The organism is uncultured Oscillibacter sp. (genome assembly GCF_900544955.1).
Taxonomy (GTDB): Bacteria; Bacillota; Clostridia; order Oscillospirales; family Oscillospiraceae; genus Oscillibacter.
Genome location: NZ_UQXD01000013.1, coordinates 1 through 15,788 on the forward strand (window position 1 = coordinate 1; position 15,788 = coordinate 15,788).

Genomic DNA, 15,788 nt, shown 5'->3' on the forward strand with positions numbered 1-15,788 from the left:
TCGCCGCCATCAGCCTGCTGGTGGGCGGCATCGGCATCATGAACATCATGCTGGTCTCCGTCACGGAGCGGACGCGGGAGATCGGCATCCGCAAGTCTCTGGGCGCCAAGCGCCGGGACATCCGCAGCCAGTTCATCATTGAGGCGGGCACCACCTCCGCCATCGGCGGGCTGCTGGGCATCCTCTTCGGCTGTCTCTTGGCCACGGGCATCGGCACGCTGTTCGGCGGGGTGCTGGCGGCCCAGATGGGCGGCAACGTCACCTTCAACGCCACTCCCACCTTTGAGGCCGTGGCCGTCAGCTTCTGCGTCAGCGTGGGCATCGGGATTCTCTTCGGCTACCTTCCCGCCAACCGGGCGGCGAAGCTGAACCCCATCGACGCCCTGCGGTACGAATAAGCGGGAGCGATATCTCCGCGGGCAGTCTCTGCCCGCGGAGATTTTTTGCGGGAATCCAAACTTTTCGCCCTCCGGGGCCGTCTGTAAGACAGAAACCAACAGAAAGGAACCCGATGGAATGAAGAAGCAACGGGAAGAGGCGCTGACGGCCCTCCTGGTGGAGGAACAGGCCCGGTTCTACCGGCTGGCGTACAGCTATCTCCACAACCGGGAGGAGGCGCTGGACGCGGTGCAGACCGCCGTCTGCCGGGCGCTGGAAAAGCAGGAGGAGCTCCGGGCAGCGGAGGCCGCGCGGACCTGGTGTTACCGCATTTTGGTCAACGCCTGCATGGACCAGCTGCGCCAGCGGCAGCGGACGGTGTTCCTGCCGCCGGAGGATCTGGACGCCGGCAGCTACGAGGACCCCCTGCCCGGGGACGAGAGCCTGGCCCGGCGGGTGGACGCCCTGCCCCCGGAGGTGGGGACCGTCGTGAAGCTGCGGTTTTACGAGGACCTGACGCTCCGGGAGATCAGCGCCGTCACCGGCTGGAACCTGAGCACGGTGAAGACCCGGCTGTACGGTGGCCTGCGGAAATTGCGGGTGGACATGGAAGGAGTGGATCACGCATGAACGAGATGAGAGACGCGCGGAGGGAGTACGAGGAGATCCCCATCCCCGAAGAGCTGGAGGGTCGGGTCCGGGTGGGCATCCGCCAGGGGCGGGCCAAGCGGGCCAAGCGGGCCTGGCGGCGGGGCCTGGGCACGGCGGCGGCCTGCTTCGCGGTGCTGGTGGGCACCCTGAACCTCAGCCCCACGGTGGCGGCGGCCGCCGCCGATGTGCCGGTGCTGGGCGGGCTGTTTCAGATTCTGACGGTCCGCAGCTTCACCGACGAAACCGGCGACCGCACCGTGGAGGTGAACCAGCCCGGCCTCACCGGCACGGACTTCGCCCAGGAGATCGACCGGGAGATTCAAAGCCGGGTGGAGGAGCGGCTGGCCCAGGCGGAGCAGATCGTGGCGGACGCCAAGGCGGCCTTCCTGGCCACCGGCGGCACCGAGGAGGAGTGGGCCCGGCGGGACACCGCTGTTTCCGTGGACTATGAGGTGAAGTCCCGGACGGACACCACCGTGTCCTTCGTGGTGTCCTCTTACGTCTCCGTGGCCAGCGCCTACCAGGAGCAGGTGTTCTACAACCTGGATTTGGCGGCGGTCCGGGAACTGACGCTGGCGGACCTGCTGGGACCGGACTGGGTGACGGTCTGCAACGACAGCATCCGCGCCCAGATGGCCGCCGCGGAGGACCCCAGCGTGTACTTTGAGGCGTCCATGGGGGGCTTTTCCACGGTGGATGCGCAGACGGATTTCTATATCAGCGAGACTGGGAACCCGGTGGTGGTGTTCCCCCGGGCCACCGTGGCCATCGGCGCCCTGGGCGCGGTGGCGTTTGAGATCGGGGCGTAAGGCCCCTCGGCACCGGAAGGCCGGCCGCCCCTAGGGCGGCCGGCCTTCCGGCTTGCGCAAGGGCGTTGCGTCCGGGGGAGAATGGGTGTATGATGGAGGCAATTGGAGAGAGGGAGGACTGTTTATGAACATTGCCCGCAGTATGCAGGAGCTGATCGGCCGCACACCGCTTCTGGAGCTGACGCGTTACGAGGCCGCCCACGGCCTGGAGGCGGTGGTGCTGGCCAAGCTGGAGTGCAGGAACCCCGCCGGCAGCGCCAAGGACCGGGTGGCGGCCCACATGATCGCCCGGGCGGAGGCGGAGGGCCGCCTGGCCCCCGGCGGCACCATCATTGAGCCCACCTCCGGCAACACCGGCATCGGCCTGGCCGCGGTGGGGGCCTCCCGGGGCTACCGGGTCATCCTCACCATGCCGGACACCATGAGCGTGGAGCGTCGGCGGCTCATCGCCGCCTACGGCGCGGAGATCGTCCTCACCCCCGGCGCCCAGGGGATGGCCGGCGCGGTGGAGAAGGCGGAGGCGCTGCACCGGTCCATTCCCGGCAGCATCGTGGCGGGGCAGTTTGACAATCCCGCCAACCCGGAGGCCCACGCCCTGACCACCGGCCCGGAGATCTGGGCGGACACGGCGGGCCGGGTGGACCTCTTTGTGGCGGGCATCGGCACCGGCGGCACCATCAGCGGCACCGGCCGGTATCTGAAGGGGCAGAACCCCGCCGTGAAGGTGGTGGGGGTGGAGCCCGCCGCCTCGCCGCTGCTGACGGCGGGCCGTGCCGGCCCCCACGGCCTCCAGGGCATCGGCGCCAACTTTGTCCCCGGCAACCTGGACCGGAGCGTGGTGGACGAGATCATGACGGTGGCGGACGGCGACGCCTACGCCGTCGGGCGGGAGCTGGCCCGCCGGGAGGGCATCCTGGTGGGGATTACCTCCGGCGCCGCCGTCTGGGCGGCGGCGGAGCTGGCCCGGCGGCCGGAGAACCGGGGCAAGGTGATCGTCGCCCTCCTGCCGGACTCCGGCGAGCGCTATCTCTCCACCCCCATGTTTCAGGAGTGACGCCCGAACGGGACGGACCCCCCGCAGGGAAAGCCAAGGCTTTCCCTGCGGGGGCTTTTTTGGGCCGCAGACCCGGAGAAAGCGCCGGATACCCGGCATTTATCACAAAACAGAGGCGAAAAATCTGCTGTTTGGGAGAAAATGCGCGGATGGCGTCGCGGGTCCTTGACAAGGAAACCGGATTGCGATATGGTTTGTTCGTAACTTGTACTCTAGTATTCAAGAGTTCTAGGGGACAAGATAGAGCGCAAAGGCCCCAATATTGATGGAAAGAGAGTGATCAAAATGAAACGGACCCTTGGGATTCTACTGACGGCAGTGCTCATGGTAGGGCTGGTTTCCGGCTGCGGAGGCGACACGGACCCCGGCACTTCCGGCGACGGCGGCGGGGGCGGAGAGGCCAAGACCATCACCATCAAGCTGGCCAACATCTACGGCGAGGACATGACGGAGACCAAATCCATGTACGAGTTCAAAAAGGCGGTGGAGGAGCGGTCCGGGGGGAGCATCCAGGTGGATGTCTATCCCAACTGCCAGCTGGGCAGCGAGGAGGCCCTGGGCGACGGCATCCGCCAGGGGACCGTTGAGATGGCGATCCTGGGCGGCGCCCTGCAGACCCACATGCCCTACGTGGGCCTGGCGGAGTTCCCCTTCCTCTTCCGGGACTGGGACCACGCCAAGAAGGCCCTCCACGACCCGGACATCATGGCGGCGCTGTCCACCGGGGCCGAGGACATCGGCATCACGCCGCTGGGCATCTGCCCCAGTGGATTCCGAGCCATCTCCTCCAACCAGGCGTTCCACAGCCTCAGCGACATGAAGGGGATGCGCCTGCGGGTTCCCAACATCCCGCTGTATGTCACCATGGCGGAGAACCTGGGCGTGAACGTGGTGGCCCTGCCGATGACGGAGCTGTTCACGGCGCTGGAGCAGAAGGTCTGCGACGGCCAGGAGGTCTCCCCCTCCATCTGCCGGGCCAACAAGTATTACGAGGTGCAGAGCGCCTATCTGGTCTCGCGGCACATGTTCACCGTGCACACCTGGTACATCAACTCCAAGTTCTTTGCCTCCCTGACCGCCGACCAGCAGGCGATTCTCTCGGAGTGCGCGGCGGACGCCATCGCCTTTGACTGGGGCATCGCCGAGCAGGAGGAGAACGACAACCTGAAATTCTTTGAGGAATACGGCCTGGAAGTGGTGTATCCCGACGAGGCCTTTGTCCAGGAGATGCGCGATTCCCAGATTCCCACCCGCGCCTGGGCGGAGGAGCAGTGGCCCGGCTGCCTGGAGATCATCGAGAAGATCGAAGTCGTCCAGTGAGTGCGTCCGCGTCCGCCCGCCGCCGTCGGGGCGGCGGGGCGGAGCGCCTCCGGCAGATTACGAATAGGGAGGGAATGCCGTGAAACCATCCGGTGTGATTACGAAAATCATCAACGGCCTGATGTGCTTTGCACTCCTGGCCATGGTGGTGCTGACCTTCTACAACGCCGTTCTCCGCTATGTGTTCAACTCCAGCATGGTGAGCTCCGAGGAGCTCTCCCGCTTCTGCTTCATCTGGATCAGCTACCTGGGCATCATGATGGCCTACCGCTCCGGCGAGCACGTGTCCGTCACCATTTTTACGGACTGCCTGAAGGGCAGGTGGAAGCTGTTCTTTACGATTCTGCGGGATGTCTGCGTGTTTGTCATCATGGCGCTGATCGTTGTGGGCGGCATCCAAAATACGATCAATTCCAACTACCCCTCCGTGGCCACGGGAATCAACTTCGCCCTGGTGGCCGTGTCCCTGCCCATTGCGGCGGCCGGGATTCTGGTCTTCTGGGCCGTGGATGTGGTGCGGCGCTATTTCAGGAAGGAGGGTTGACGATGGGCCTGCTTGTGTTCCTGGCGGCGCTGTTTGTTCTCCTGCTGATCGGCGTGCCCATCGCCATCGCCCTGGGCGGCTGCGCCATTGTGCTGATGCTGTTTTTGAACCAGTTCAACCCGCTGCTCCTGGCACAGCAGATGGTGGTGGGCGTCAACAGCTTTCCCCTGATGGCCATTCCGTTTTTCATGCTGGCGGGAGAGATCATGTCCAAGGGCGGCCTCTCCAAACGGATCGTGGATTTCGCCAACGTCCTCATGGGCCGGATCCGGGGCGGCCTGGGCTATACGGCCATCGTCGCCAGCATCATCTTCGCCGGCCTCTCCGGCAGCGCGGTGGCGGACGCCGCGGCGCTGGGCGGGATTCTGCTGCCGCTGATGACGGTGCAGGGCTACCGGAAGGAGCGGGCCAGCGGCTTCATCTGCGCCGGCGCCATCATCGCCCCCATCATTCCCCCCAGCATTCCCATGATCGTCCTGGGGACCAGCGTGGGACTGTCCATCTCCCGGATGTTCATGTCCGGCATCGTCCCCGGCGTGATCCTGGGCATCGCGCTGATGGTGGTGTGGTACTTTGTGGTCCGGATCGACGACTACCACGACGTGGTCCGCTTTACCCGGGAGGAGGGGCTGCGGACAATCGCCTCCTCGCTGCCGGCGCTGTTCATGCCCATTTTGATCGTCGGCGGCATCCGCCTGGGCATTTTCACCCCCACAGAGGCGGGCGCCTTCGCCGTGGTGTATGCCATTTTGGTGTGCATGTTCGTCTATAAGGAGCTGACCTGGAAGGGGCTGATGGAGAGCCTGGTGGCCGCCTGCAAGAGCACCGCCACCGTCATGTTCATCTGTGCAACGGCCTCCGCCGTGGCCTGGCTCATCACCATTGCCCAGGTTCCCGCCATGGCGGTGCAGCTCTTTGGGAACCTCATTGGCCACCCCATGCTGCTGATGCTGGTCATCAATGTGTTCCTGTTCCTCATGGGCATGGTCATGGACCTGACGCCCAACATCCTGATCTTTGCCCCGGTTCTGTTCCCGGTGATCACCGCCGCGGGCATCGACCCCTATTACTTCGCGCTGATTATGACCTTGAACCTGTGCATCGGAATGATCAGTCCGCCGGTGGGCACGGTGCTGTATGTGGGCTGCGGCGTCGCCAAGATCAGCTTTACCCAGATTGTGAAGGGTGTGTTCCCCTTCCTGATGGTGGAGCTGGTGACGCTGATTCTGTTCATTGCGTTCCCGTCGCTGGTGACGGTTCCCCTGAATCTGATCATGGGCTGATCGAAGTTGAAAAAGGCGGTGTTTCCATATGAAATCTTTTGATGTCATTGTCATCGGCGCGGGCCTCGGCGGTGCCGCCGTGGCTCGGGAGATGACAAAGTACGACCTGTCCGTTGCCGTTTTGGAGAAAAACGCCGAGGTGGCCTGCGAGGTCACCAAGGGCACCCATGCCATTGTCCACGTGGGCCTTTCCACCAACCCCCTGACCCCGCTGAAAAACCGGGGCGAGCTGATGGGCGCCGCGATGATGGAGCAGCTGTGCGCGGACCTGGATGTGAAGTACAAGCGGATCGGCAAGCTGCTGGTGGCCTTTGACCAGGGGCAGCTGGAGAGCCTGAAGGGACTGATGCTGGCGGCCAGGCGGCTGGGCCTTCTGGACGTGGAGCTGATCGAGGACCGGGAGCGGCTGCACGAGATGGAGCCGAACCTGAGCGGGGACGTGATCGCCGCCCTGTACACCAAAAACACGGCCATTCTCTCCCCCTGGGGCCTGGTGTACGGCCTGCTGGAAAATGCCGGGGAAAACGGCGCGGCGGTCTTCACCTCCTGCGGCGTGCGGAGCATCCGGTGGGACGGGTCGGCGCAGCGGTTCACCCTGGAGACCGACCAGGGCGCCTTCGAGGCCCGGTATGTGGTCAACGCGGCGGGGCCCTATGCGGACAAGGTGGCGGCCATGGTGGGGGACGACTCCTTCCAACTGGCCCTGATCCGGCAGGAAAAGGTCATCATCGACAAGAACTATGAGGGCGCCGTCCGGCATGTGATCCGGATGCTGAACAACGTGGGCGCCCCGGGGGACTTCATCTGCCCCACCGTGTACGGCGATTTGATGGCGGGGGTGGAGATCAAGCCCACGGACGATTTCGAGGCCTGCCACACCACCCAGGAGGGCATCGAGGAGCACGTCTTGCAGAGCAGCGGCAAGCTGGTGCCCTCCGTTCCCGCGGCGGCGGTGATCCGCCCCTTCAGCGGGGTGATGAGCCAGTGCACGGGGAGCGGGGAATTTGTGATCCGCTCCGCGCAGGGAATGCCCCGTTTCCTCCACTTCGTGCTGGGCGGCTCCGGCCTCACGGCCTGCTATGCCATGGCCCAGTATCTGGCGCTGGAGGTCTTTCCCGGCGTTGCCGATGGGGAGGATCTGCGGCCCCGCGCCGGATTCAACCCCTGCCGCAGGGACATGCCCCATGTGCACGACATGGCGCCGGAGGACCTGGCGGCTCTCATTGAGCAGGACCCCCGCTACGGCCACGTGATCTGCCGCTGCGAGACCGTGACGGAGGGGGAGATCGTGGAGGCCATCCGTCGGGGCGCCCGCACGGTGGACGGCGTGAAATTCCGCACCAGGGCGGGCATGGGCCGCTGTCAGGGCGGCTTCTGCGGACCGCGCGTCATCGCCATTTTGGCCCGGGAGCTGAACATCCCTCCCGAGGAGGTTACAAAGAAGGGCGGAGCGTCCTATATGGTGACCGCATTCCGGGAAGCGCATGCTGAAAAGGGAGGGACGGAACATGTCTAACGTGATGGTGCACGAGACCGATCTGGCGGTCATCGGCGGCGGCCCGGCCGGATTGGGCGCCGCCATCCGGGCCAAGGAGCAGGGCGTGAAAAACGTGCTGCTGATCGAGCGGGCGGAGGAGCTGGGCGGCGTGCTGCCCCAGTGCATCCACAATGGCTTTGGCCTGCACTATTTCAAGGAGGCCCTCACCGGGCCGGCCTATACCTACAAGATGCTGCAGGACGCCCAGCGGGCGGGGGTGGATTTCATGACCAAGACCATGGCCATCCGGGTGGACCGGGAGAACCGGATCACCGCCCTGAGCCACAGCAAGCTCCTGGAGATCCGGCCCAAGGCCACCGTGCTGTGCATGGGCTGCCGGGAGCGCTCCTTCGGGGCGCTGCGGATTCCCGGCACCCGCCCCGCCGGAATCTACACCGCCGGCACGGCCCAGCGGCTGATTAACATCGAGGGCAGGCTGCCCGGCAGGCGGGTGGTGATTCTGGGCTCCGGCGACATCGGCATGATCATGGCCCGGCGGCTGACCCTGGAGGGCGCGAAGGTGCTGGCGGTGGTGGAGATCATGCCCTTCATCGGCGGCCTGATCCGCAACGAGGTGCAGTGCCTGCGGGACTTCAACATCCCGGTGTACGTCAGCCACACCATCAAGGAGGTGCGGGGCACCGACCGGGTGGAGAAGATCGTCATCACCCGGGTGGACCAGAACCGCCGGTACATCCCCGGCACGGAGGTCACCTTCGACGCCGACACCCTGCTGATCTCCGCCGGACTGATTCCGGAGAATGAGCTGTCCAGAATGGCGGGCATCGCCATGAACCCCATCACGGGCGGGCCCGTGGTGGACAACCTCTGGCAGACCAGCACCCCGGGCTTCTTCGCCGGCGGCAATGTGGTCCACGTCCACGACCTTGCGGACTACGCCTCGGAGTCCGCCGGCATGGCGGCCGTCAACGCCGCCCGGTACATCGACGGGGACCGGAGCCCGGATTTGAACATCACGGTGCGGGCCGGAGAGAACATCCGCTACGTGGTGCCCAACAAGATCAGCAAGCAGCAGGAGACGGTCAGCTTCTACATGCGGGTCACCTGGCCGCTGGCCGACGCCACGGTGCATATCGGAGACATCTATCACCGGCATTTCCAGTTCGCGCGGCCCAGCGAGCAGATTCGGATTGACCTCCCCACCGCGGACCTGGCGGGGGTGCAGGGGACGCTGGTGGTAAGCTGTGAAGGAGAGAGGGCGGTATGATGAAGACCAGAGAAGTGATTTGCGTGGAGTGCCCGCTTGCGTGCAAGATCCAGGTGACCATGGAGGACGACGGCCGGATTGTCCGGATCGAGAACAACCGCTGCAAGCGGGGGGCCGCGTATGCGGCCCAGGAGGTGACCAATCCGGTCCGGGTGCTGACCAGCACCGTCTCCATCGTCACGGAGGACCAGGAGCACCCCATGCTCCCCGTGCAGACCAGCGACGCCATTCCGAAGAAGCTGCTGCTGGAGGCCATGGGGGTCATCGCAAAGACCACGGTGCAGGCGCCGGTGCGGTACGGCCAGGTGCTGATTCCCAATCTGCTGGGGACCGGCGTGGACGTGGTCAGCACGGCGGAAGTGAACCATTGACGGATTGCTGAAAGGAGCTTTTTATGTACTATATTGACGCGCATGCGCATTTGACGGACCTCTCCATCTCCGGTTTGAAGGAGATGGCGCTCCACAACATCGGGGGAATCGTCTCCCCGGTCCATCTGGGCACGTTCAAGCCGGTGAGCCGGGATACGGTGGTGGACATGTGGGACGTCCAGGTGGAAAAGCAGCTGGGCCGGGCCAGGCAGAACCTCATCGACGCCTGGGCGATGATCGGCATCAGCATGGTTTCCACCCCCAGGGACGGCCTGGAGGACCTGCTGGCCCTGCTGCCCGGCTACCTGGCCCGGCCGGAGGTGGTGGCCGTGGGCGAAGTGGGCTTTGAGCCCGGCTCCAGGACCAACAGCGACCCCGCCTATCAGCAGATGCTGCTGGAGCGGCAGGCGGACATCGTGCGGGAGGCCGGCGTCGTCATCGACATCCACGTGCCCAATCCCCCGGACCGGAAGATCGAGGCCACGAAGCGCTCCCTGGAGATCTGCCGGGAGCGGGGCGTGGAGATGTCCAAGGTGGTGATTGACCACTGCACGGAGGCCAATATCGACCTGGTGCTGGAGGCGGGCGCCCATGCGGCGATCTCCGTGCAGCCCTGGCGGGTGATGACGCCGGAGAACACCGCGGAGCTGATTTTGAAGGGGTACAGCGAGCGGGTGATGGTGGACAGCGACAGCTCCGATCTGATCTCCGATCCCCTGGCGGTGGCGAAGGTGGCCTTTGCCCTGCGGACCCGGGGCGCCGACGAGGCGCTGATCGAGAAGGTCTGCTGCACGAACTGCCGGGCCGCCTACGGTATCTGAATATCCTGCCGTGAAATTTATGCTGCCGGTTCCGGCAGCATAAATTTTGTCCTTGTCCTTCTGGGAATTTGTGCTATAGTATAGTCATCACGTTTGAATCAGAGGAAATGTATGGGAAAATATGGAATATCTAGCTATACCTCGGAGGACATCTACCAGCTTTTGAAGGGAGAGATTTTGTCGCTCCACCTGCTGCCGGGACAGAGGATCAGCGAGAATGAATTGGCCCAGCGGTTCAACAGCTCCCGCACCCCGGTCCACAGCGCGTTTATGCGGCTGAAGAGCGACGGCCTGGTCAACATCTTTCCGCAGAAGGGCTCCTATGTCTCCCTGATTGACCGGGAGGGCATTCAGCAGATCATCTTTCTGCGGGTGCAGCTGGAGCGGGCGATCTATAAAGAGGCGGCCAACACGTGGACGGCGGATTTCCTGCGGGACCTGGACGAGAATTTGGAACAGCAGCAGCGGGAGGTGGACAGGGGCCCCTCTGCCAATGACTTTTTTATGATCAGCAACCAGTACCACAAGCTGTACTACGCCTTTACCGAGAAGGAGAAGCTCTGGCACAACATGGAGGCCATGCAGTCCGATTACATCCGCTACCGGAAGCTGACGTACTCCATCCCGGGGCACTGCGCGCTGAAGCTGGAGCAGCACCGGCTGCTGCGCCGGCTGGTGGAGGAGCGGGACATGGAGGGGATCGAGCAGTTTGTCCCCGACCATATCAGCGGCGAAATGGAGTCCCTCCAGCAGCAGTCGGAGGATTTTCTCGATTTTTTTGTGGAGTGACCGTTTTCCTATAAAAAAAGTCCGTTGCAGAGATCTGCAACGGACTTTTTTGGGTTCCAAACCCGGTAGAGTCAACGGAAGCCGGCGCTCACACCAGCCCCTGGGCCAGCATGGCGTCCACCACCTTCTTGAAGCCGGCGACGTTGGCGCCCACCACCAGGTCGCCGTCCGCGCCGCACTCCACGGAGGCGTCGTAGGCGTTGTGGAAGATGTTCACCATGATCTCCCGCAGCTTGGCGTCCACCTCGTCGAAGGTCCAGCCGTAGCGCATGCTGTTCTGGCTCATCTCCAGGGCGCTGGTGGCCACGCCGCCGGCGTTGGCCGCCTTGGCAGGGGCGAACAGGAGGCCCGCCTGCTGGAACACCTGGATGGCCTCGGGGGTGGAGGGCATGTTGGCGCCCTCCGCCACGGCGACGGCGCCGCCCGCGACGATGTTCTTGGCGGCCGCCTCGTCGATCTCATTCTGGGTGGCGCAGGGGAGGGCGATGTCGCAGGGGATGGTCCAGATACCGCGGAAGCCCTCGGTGTAGGTGCTGCCGGGGACCCGGTCGGCGTACTCCTGGATGCGGCCCCGGTGGCCCAGCTTGATGTCCTTGACCACGTCCAGCCGGATGCCGTTGGGATCGTGGATATAGCCGTTGGAGTCGCTGAGGGCCACCACCTTGCCGCCCAGGGCCGTGGCCTTTTCCGTGGCGAAGATGGCCACGTTGCCGGAGCCGGAGATGACCACGGTCTTCCCGGCGAAGCTCTCGTTTTTCATGCACTTGAGCATTTCCTCGGTCAGGTAGCACAGGCCGTAGCCGGTGGCCTCGGTGCGGGCCAGGGAGCCGCCGTAGGTCAGGCCCTTGCCGGTGAGGACGCCGGCCTCGTGGGCGTTGCGCAGGCGGCGGTACTGGCCGAACAGGTAGCCGATCTCCCGGGCGCCCACGCCGATGTCCCCGGCGGGGACGTCGGTGAACTGGCCGATGTGGCGGTACAGCTCCGTCATGAAGCTCTGGCAGAAGCGCATCACCTCGTTGTCGCTCTTGCCCTTGGGGTCGAAGTCACTGCCGCCCTTGCCGCCGCCGATGGGCAGTCCGGTGAGGCTGTTCTTCAGAATCTGCTCAAAGCCCAGGAACTTCAGGATGGACAGGTTCACGGACGGATGGAACCGCAGGCCGCCCTTGTACGGGCCGATGGCGGAGTTGAACTGGACCCGGTAGCCCCGGTTCACCTGGACCTTGCCCTGGTCGTCCATCCAGGGGACCCGGAAGGAGACGACGCGCTCCGGCTCCACGAAGGACTCGATGACGCCGCCCGCCTCGTACTCGGGGTGCTTCTCCACGATCCGGTCCAGGCTCTCCAGAACCTCCAACACGGCCTGGTGAAACTCTTTCTGGTCGGGGTCCCGGGTGACGACCTGATGGTAGACGCGCTGCAGGTACTCACTTTTCAACATAATTGTGTGCCCCTTTTCTTTCCTTTTCGAGTTTAACGCGATAAATTTTCCTACCTACTTAGGATAACGAACTTGCGGGAATTTGTACAGAATACAATATCACCAAAATCTCTTGGAAAAATACGGCGAAATGCTGGTATTCCGAACAAAAAACCGGCCAAATCGACACTTCACGGACGATTTGGCCGGTTTTTGATTGCGATTTCCGCTCCCTCAGTCCGGCTGCATGGCGCTGCGGAGCCGGTCGGTGACGGCGCCCTCGAACAGGCGGGTGCCGTGGGCGTGGAGGGTCTCCAGCCCGGCGGCGGACAGGGTGCAGGGCACGTTGCCGCTCATGGACAGGTCCATGTCGAAAATATACTTCACCTCCGGGTCCTCGGGGATGTTGGGGCCGGGCTTCAGGCGGCCGGGGCCGGCGTGGATCTTGGCCTGGCAGCTGGAGTCCAGCTTGAGCACCAGGTCGCAGCCGCAGTTGAGGACGTTCTCCTCCACGGCGTCCGGCTCCTGGAGGGGGCCGGTGTAGGCCGGGGCGATCAGCTCCGCCCAGGGCGTTCCCTCCAGCCCCAGCTTGGCCCGGGAGAAGAGGTTCAGGTACCGCAGGCCCACCCGCTGGAAGTAGGCGGGCTGGTAGAGGCGGATGAAGGCGGCCAGGGGCTTGTCCAGATGGTTGGCAAAGGTCTCCCACCCGGGATAGCGGAGGGTGGACAGGGCGATGAAGTCCCGGGTCAGGTTCAGCTTCCAGCGCCCGTCGGCGGAGAGGAAGGTGTAGTTGGAGATGGGGGGCTGCTGCTCCACCTGGGGGTTGGGCCCGCCCAGACCGGTGACCTTGGGGGGCACGGTGTCCTGGCGGCGGGCGTACTGGGGGAAGTCCTCCCGGATGGCCTCCTGAAAGTCGGCGGGCTCCGTGGTGTTGATGGAGAGGATGGTGGGAAAGCGCAGCTGGCAGATGACCTCATGCACCGGGGCGTTTTGATAGAGGCTTCTGGAATGATCGGAAAACAGCATGGTTTCAATGCTCCTTTGTCTGAAGGATACTGCTATTGTAGCCCCGGACGTGCAAAAAGTCAATCAGAGGTAGAAGCGGTGGCAGCCGATGGTGGTGAAATAGGGCCGGTTGGCGTTGATCCAGACGCCCTGGGAGAGGGCGGGGGCGTAAAAATACAGCGCGTCCGCCACGGTCTCCTCCCCGTCCAGCACCCGCTTGGCCGCCTCCACGGACTGGGCGGCGGGGGTGTTGTACACGGTGCCGTTGTCCACCGGCTCGAACTGGGTGGCGTAGGACTGGTCAAAGACGACGGCGGGGATGGTGTCCGGGAACTCGTCGCTGGCCACCCGGTTTAAAACCACGTTGCCCACGGCGATCTGGCCCTCCATGGGCTCGCCCCGGCTCTCGGCGCTGATGATCCGGGAGAGCCAGTACAGCTCCACCGCGTCGTAGTCCGCGCCGGCGGAGGTCACCGCCGCGCCGTCCAGATAGGGGTCCCATACCGCCGCGCCCCCCAGCAGGTTGGCTACCAGCCGCAGCGGCACGTAGGTCCGGCCGTCCGACACGTAGACCAGGCCCGGGTAGGCCATGCCGTCCAGGGTCACGGTGCCCGCCGCCGGGCTCGCCGTCAGACGGCGCTCGCCGGACTGGGCTACCGCCTGGGCGGAGGCGCTGTCCCAGTGCAGCTCCCAGCCGCCCAGGGTGTCCAGCAGGCTGCGCAGGGGGACGTATGTAACGCCCTGGTCCAGGTGGGCGGCGCCCGGCAGGAGGTCCCCGTCCACCTGGACCGGAACCGTCCTGGCCGCCTGGGCCGTCGCGGAGAGGGTGGCGGCGGCCAGCAGACCGCACAGAAGTGTTCGTTTCATGGTGTTTCTTCCTTTCTGTGGTGTAGATGCTATTCCAGCATACAAAAAACCAGGGAGAGGAAGCAACCCTCAAAACCTGCCAGGGCAGGAAACCCCTGGCTCCGCCAAAATCTGGGTTGACAATATCGTAAGACGATATTATACTGAGGACAGAGGATATCGCGTTTCGATATTGGAGGTGGCCGGATGGCGAGGGAACCGCTGAAAGTCCTGACGGAGAGCATGTTTTATGTGCTGCTGAGTCTGCTGCGCCGGGAGCGCTGCGGCACGGAGATCGTCCAGTATGTGGACGACACCACGGCGGGCCGGGTGGCCCTGGGGCCGGGGACGCTGTACACCATCCTGGCAAAATTTGAAGAGGAGGGCCTCATCCGGGAGACGGCGGTGGAGGGGCGGAAGCGGACCTACGCCATCACGGACCGGGGCCGGGGGCTGTACCGGCAGGAGTTGAGCCGCCTACGGCTGTGCGTGGCGGACGGAGAACGGGAGGCGCTGTTATGAACGAGGAGCGAAGGGATAGCCTGGAGACCTGCCCCGCCTTCCCCTACGATGTGGCGGCCACGGAGACCTGGCTGGAGGACCGGGCCCGGGAGGGCTGGCTGATGTCGGGCGTCCGCCGGGGGAAGGCGGTTTTCGAGCAGGGGGAGCCTGTGGCCTGCCGCTACCGGCTCCAGCCCCTGGCCCGGAGGAAGGAGACCCTGGACCCGGAGCGGGAGGCGCTGTACGGCGAGATGGGCTGGCGCTGCGCCGGGGTGCTGCGGGGAATATTTTGGGTGTGGCGGTGCGACGATCCCGCCGCGCCGGAGCTGGACACGGACCCGGTGGTGCAGGCGGAGGGCTACCGGTATTTGAAGCGGCGGATGGTCCGCTCCACGGCGGAGATGGCGCTGTTGCTGCCGGTGCTGCTGGGGCTGTCCGTCTGGAGCTGGCGCTGGAGCGGGACGCCCCTGATGGACCTCCTGGCGGACATGCCGGGGCGGCTGGCGGTGTGGCTGGCGCTGTTTCCGCTGCTGGCGGCGCTGGTGGTGCAGGACGTGCGCAGTATGCGGCGGCTGCTGCGGTCCCTGTCGGCGGGGGTGGCCCTGGAGCGGCCCCGGCCCTACCGGGGCCAGCTGTGGCTGGGGCGGCTGGTCACGGCGCTGGTGTGCGTCATGCTGGTGCTGCCGCTGCTGAATGGGCGGAACATCGAGGGCTCCAGCCTCTCCGGCGGCTGGCAGGCCCGGGACCGGCAGACGGGGGCGCCCCGGGCGGAGGCGGTCTATCTGGACCTGCGGGCGCTGGAGACGGGGGGCGGCGAGCCGGAGTATTTCCGCGTGAAGACCAAGGTCCACGAGCTGGCGCCCCGGATGTATGAGGTGCGGCAGTTCCTGCCCCTGCCGGATGGCGGCGGCGCCTGGGCCGGGAGCACCTACTACCGGATGCTGACGCCCACCCTGGCCCGCCGCCTGGCGGCGGAGCTATGCCTGTCCCGGCCCGGGTCCCTGGGGGTCTCGCCCCATGGGGCGCTGGAGCCGGTGGCCGCGCCGGAGCTGGATGCCCTCTGGTGGAGCCGGGAGGGCGGGGAGCGGCAGTACGCGGTGGCGGTGCTGGGGCGGCAGGTGCTGGCGGTGGAGTACGAGGGCCCCACGGACCTGCGGACCGCCGGGCGGGTCCTGGCGGACTGCCTGGGGGAGAAGTAGGGGCGCCGGTTTCGCGGCCCGCCCGCCGGGACAGC

17 protein-coding genes are annotated in these 15,788 nt (G+C 65.3%); 14 read left to right on the plus strand and 3 right to left on the minus strand.

What is annotated here, in order from left to right; genetic code table 11:
- The 12 genes from QZS21_RS04685 to QZS21_RS04740 all read left to right on the plus strand — a co-directional run.
- On the plus strand, positions 1 to 398 hold a 398-nt coding region (locus tag QZS21_RS04685; RefSeq protein WP_295580813.1), incomplete at its 5' end, for an ABC transporter permease.
- Between the two features lie 118 nt (positions 399 to 516).
- Complete coding sequence (locus tag QZS21_RS04690) at positions 517 to 1,008, plus strand: RNA polymerase sigma factor (protein ID WP_295580815.1); 492 nt, start codon at positions 517 to 519, stop codon at positions 1,006 to 1,008.
- Positions 1,005 to 1,838 (plus strand): DUF4179 domain-containing protein, encoded by an 834-nt coding sequence (locus tag QZS21_RS04695; protein WP_295580817.1) that lies wholly within the window; start codon positions 1,005 to 1,007, stop codon positions 1,836 to 1,838. Before QZS21_RS04690 ends, QZS21_RS04695 begins: the two co-directional genes overlap by 4 nt.
- Before the next feature lie 124 nt (positions 1,839 to 1,962).
- Positions 1,963 to 2,892, plus strand: coding sequence for a cysteine synthase A (gene cysK, locus QZS21_RS04700; RefSeq protein WP_295580819.1), 930 nt, complete (start codon positions 1,963 to 1,965; stop codon positions 2,890 to 2,892).
- Positions 2,893 to 3,216: 324 nt separating this feature from the next.
- Positions 3,217 to 4,212 (plus strand): TRAP transporter substrate-binding protein, encoded by a 996-nt coding sequence (locus tag QZS21_RS04705; protein WP_295580821.1) that lies wholly within the window; start codon positions 3,217 to 3,219, stop codon positions 4,210 to 4,212.
- Between the two features lie 79 nt (positions 4,213 to 4,291).
- A complete protein-coding gene (locus tag QZS21_RS04710; protein WP_295580823.1) occupies positions 4,292 to 4,756 on the plus strand; it encodes a TRAP transporter small permease in 465 nt (154 codons plus the stop codon).
- Positions 4,757 to 4,758: 2 nt separating this feature from the next.
- Positions 4,759 to 6,039, plus strand: a complete 1,281-nt coding sequence (locus QZS21_RS04715; RefSeq protein WP_295580825.1) for a TRAP transporter large permease — start codon at positions 4,759 to 4,761, stop codon at positions 6,037 to 6,039.
- 28 nt (positions 6,040 to 6,067) lie between these two features.
- On the plus strand, positions 6,068 to 7,555 hold the full coding sequence (locus tag QZS21_RS04720) for an NAD(P)/FAD-dependent oxidoreductase (protein WP_295580827.1): 1,488 nt from the start codon (positions 6,068 to 6,070) through the stop codon (positions 7,553 to 7,555).
- Positions 7,548 to 8,804: an NAD(P)/FAD-dependent oxidoreductase gene (locus QZS21_RS04725; protein WP_295580829.1), complete on the plus strand. Its 1,257-nt coding sequence runs from the start codon at positions 7,548 to 7,550 to the stop codon at positions 8,802 to 8,804. The genes QZS21_RS04720 and QZS21_RS04725 overlap by 8 nt, the downstream gene beginning before the upstream one ends.
- Positions 8,801 to 9,175, plus strand: a complete 375-nt coding sequence (locus QZS21_RS04730) for a DUF1667 domain-containing protein (protein WP_295580830.1) — start codon at positions 8,801 to 8,803, stop codon at positions 9,173 to 9,175. The genes QZS21_RS04725 and QZS21_RS04730 overlap by 4 nt, the downstream gene beginning before the upstream one ends.
- Before the next feature lie 23 nt (positions 9,176 to 9,198).
- On the plus strand, positions 9,199 to 9,996 hold the full coding sequence (locus QZS21_RS04735; protein WP_295580832.1) for a TatD family hydrolase: 798 nt from the start codon (positions 9,199 to 9,201) through the stop codon (positions 9,994 to 9,996).
- Between the two features lie 111 nt (positions 9,997 to 10,107).
- Positions 10,108 to 10,785: a GntR family transcriptional regulator gene (locus QZS21_RS04740; RefSeq protein ID WP_295580834.1), complete on the plus strand. Its 678-nt coding sequence runs from the start codon at positions 10,108 to 10,110 to the stop codon at positions 10,783 to 10,785.
- A gap of 88 nt (positions 10,786 to 10,873) precedes the next feature.
- Here the strand turns inward: QZS21_RS04740 and gdhA are convergent, their stop codons facing one another.
- The 3 genes from gdhA to QZS21_RS04755 form a co-directional block, all read right to left on the minus strand.
- The gene (gdhA, locus tag QZS21_RS04745; RefSeq protein ID WP_295580836.1) at positions 10,874 to 12,223 is read right to left on the minus strand and encodes an NADP-specific glutamate dehydrogenase; all 1,350 of its coding nucleotides are present in this window, start codon (positions 12,221 to 12,223) and stop codon (positions 10,874 to 10,876) included.
- A 213-nt stretch (positions 12,224 to 12,436) separates the two neighbouring features.
- The gene (locus tag QZS21_RS04750; RefSeq protein ID WP_295580838.1) at positions 12,437 to 13,228 is read right to left on the minus strand and encodes a TIGR04255 family protein; all 792 of its coding nucleotides are present in this window, start codon (positions 13,226 to 13,228) and stop codon (positions 12,437 to 12,439) included.
- Positions 13,229 to 13,291: 63 nt separating this feature from the next.
- Positions 13,292 to 14,074, minus strand: coding sequence for a cell wall hydrolase (locus QZS21_RS04755; RefSeq protein ID WP_295580840.1), 783 nt, complete (start codon positions 14,072 to 14,074; stop codon positions 13,292 to 13,294).
- Positions 14,075 to 14,260: 186 nt separating this feature from the next.
- On the opposite strand from QZS21_RS04755, the gene QZS21_RS04760 reads away from it, so the two are divergent.
- Complete coding sequence (locus QZS21_RS04760) at positions 14,261 to 14,575, plus strand: PadR family transcriptional regulator (RefSeq protein ID WP_295580842.1); 315 nt, start codon at positions 14,261 to 14,263, stop codon at positions 14,573 to 14,575.
- Positions 14,572 to 15,753 (plus strand): DUF2812 domain-containing protein, encoded by a 1,182-nt coding sequence (locus QZS21_RS04765; RefSeq protein WP_295580844.1) that lies wholly within the window; start codon positions 14,572 to 14,574, stop codon positions 15,751 to 15,753. Before QZS21_RS04760 ends, QZS21_RS04765 begins: the two co-directional genes overlap by 4 nt.
- Positions 15,754 to 15,788 lie beyond the last annotated feature (35 nt).

Bases quoted from the DNA above. Each gene is read 5' to 3' on its own strand.
- QZS21_RS04750 (WP_295580838.1), bottom strand. From the start codon at position 13,228: ATGCTGTTTTCCGATCATTCCAGAAGCCTCTATCAAAACGCCCCGGTG.
- QZS21_RS04730 (WP_295580830.1), top strand. From the start codon at position 8,801: ATGATGAAGACCAGAGAAGTGATTTGCGTGGAGTGCCCGCTTGCGTGC.
- QZS21_RS04760 (WP_295580842.1), top strand. From the start codon at position 14,261: ATGGCGAGGGAACCGCTGAAAGTCCTGACGGAGAGCATGTTTTATGTG.
- cysK (WP_295580819.1), top strand. From the start codon at position 1,963: ATGAACATTGCCCGCAGTATGCAGGAGCTGATCGGCCGCACACCGCTT.
- QZS21_RS04740 (WP_295580834.1), top strand. From the start codon at position 10,108: ATGGGAAAATATGGAATATCTAGCTATACCTCGGAGGACATCTACCAG.
- QZS21_RS04735 (WP_295580832.1), top strand. From the start codon at position 9,199: ATGTACTATATTGACGCGCATGCGCATTTGACGGACCTCTCCATCTCC.
- QZS21_RS04690 (WP_295580815.1), top strand. From the start codon at position 517: ATGAAGAAGCAACGGGAAGAGGCGCTGACGGCCCTCCTGGTGGAGGAA.
- QZS21_RS04765 (WP_295580844.1), top strand. From the start codon at position 14,572: ATGAACGAGGAGCGAAGGGATAGCCTGGAGACCTGCCCCGCCTTCCCC.
- QZS21_RS04705 (WP_295580821.1), top strand. From the start codon at position 3,217: ATGGTAGGGCTGGTTTCCGGCTGCGGAGGCGACACGGACCCCGGCACT.
- gdhA (WP_295580836.1), bottom strand. From the start codon at position 12,223: ATGTTGAAAAGTGAGTACCTGCAGCGCGTCTACCATCAGGTCGTCACC.
- QZS21_RS04725 (WP_295580829.1), top strand. From the start codon at position 7,548: ATGTCTAACGTGATGGTGCACGAGACCGATCTGGCGGTCATCGGCGGC.
- QZS21_RS04715 (WP_295580825.1), top strand. From the start codon at position 4,759: ATGGGCCTGCTTGTGTTCCTGGCGGCGCTGTTTGTTCTCCTGCTGATC.
- QZS21_RS04755 (WP_295580840.1), bottom strand. From the start codon at position 14,074: ATGAAACGAACACTTCTGTGCGGTCTGCTGGCCGCCGCCACCCTCTCC.
- QZS21_RS04720 (WP_295580827.1), top strand. From the start codon at position 6,068: ATGAAATCTTTTGATGTCATTGTCATCGGCGCGGGCCTCGGCGGTGCC.
- QZS21_RS04695 (WP_295580817.1), top strand. From the start codon at position 1,005: ATGAACGAGATGAGAGACGCGCGGAGGGAGTACGAGGAGATCCCCATC.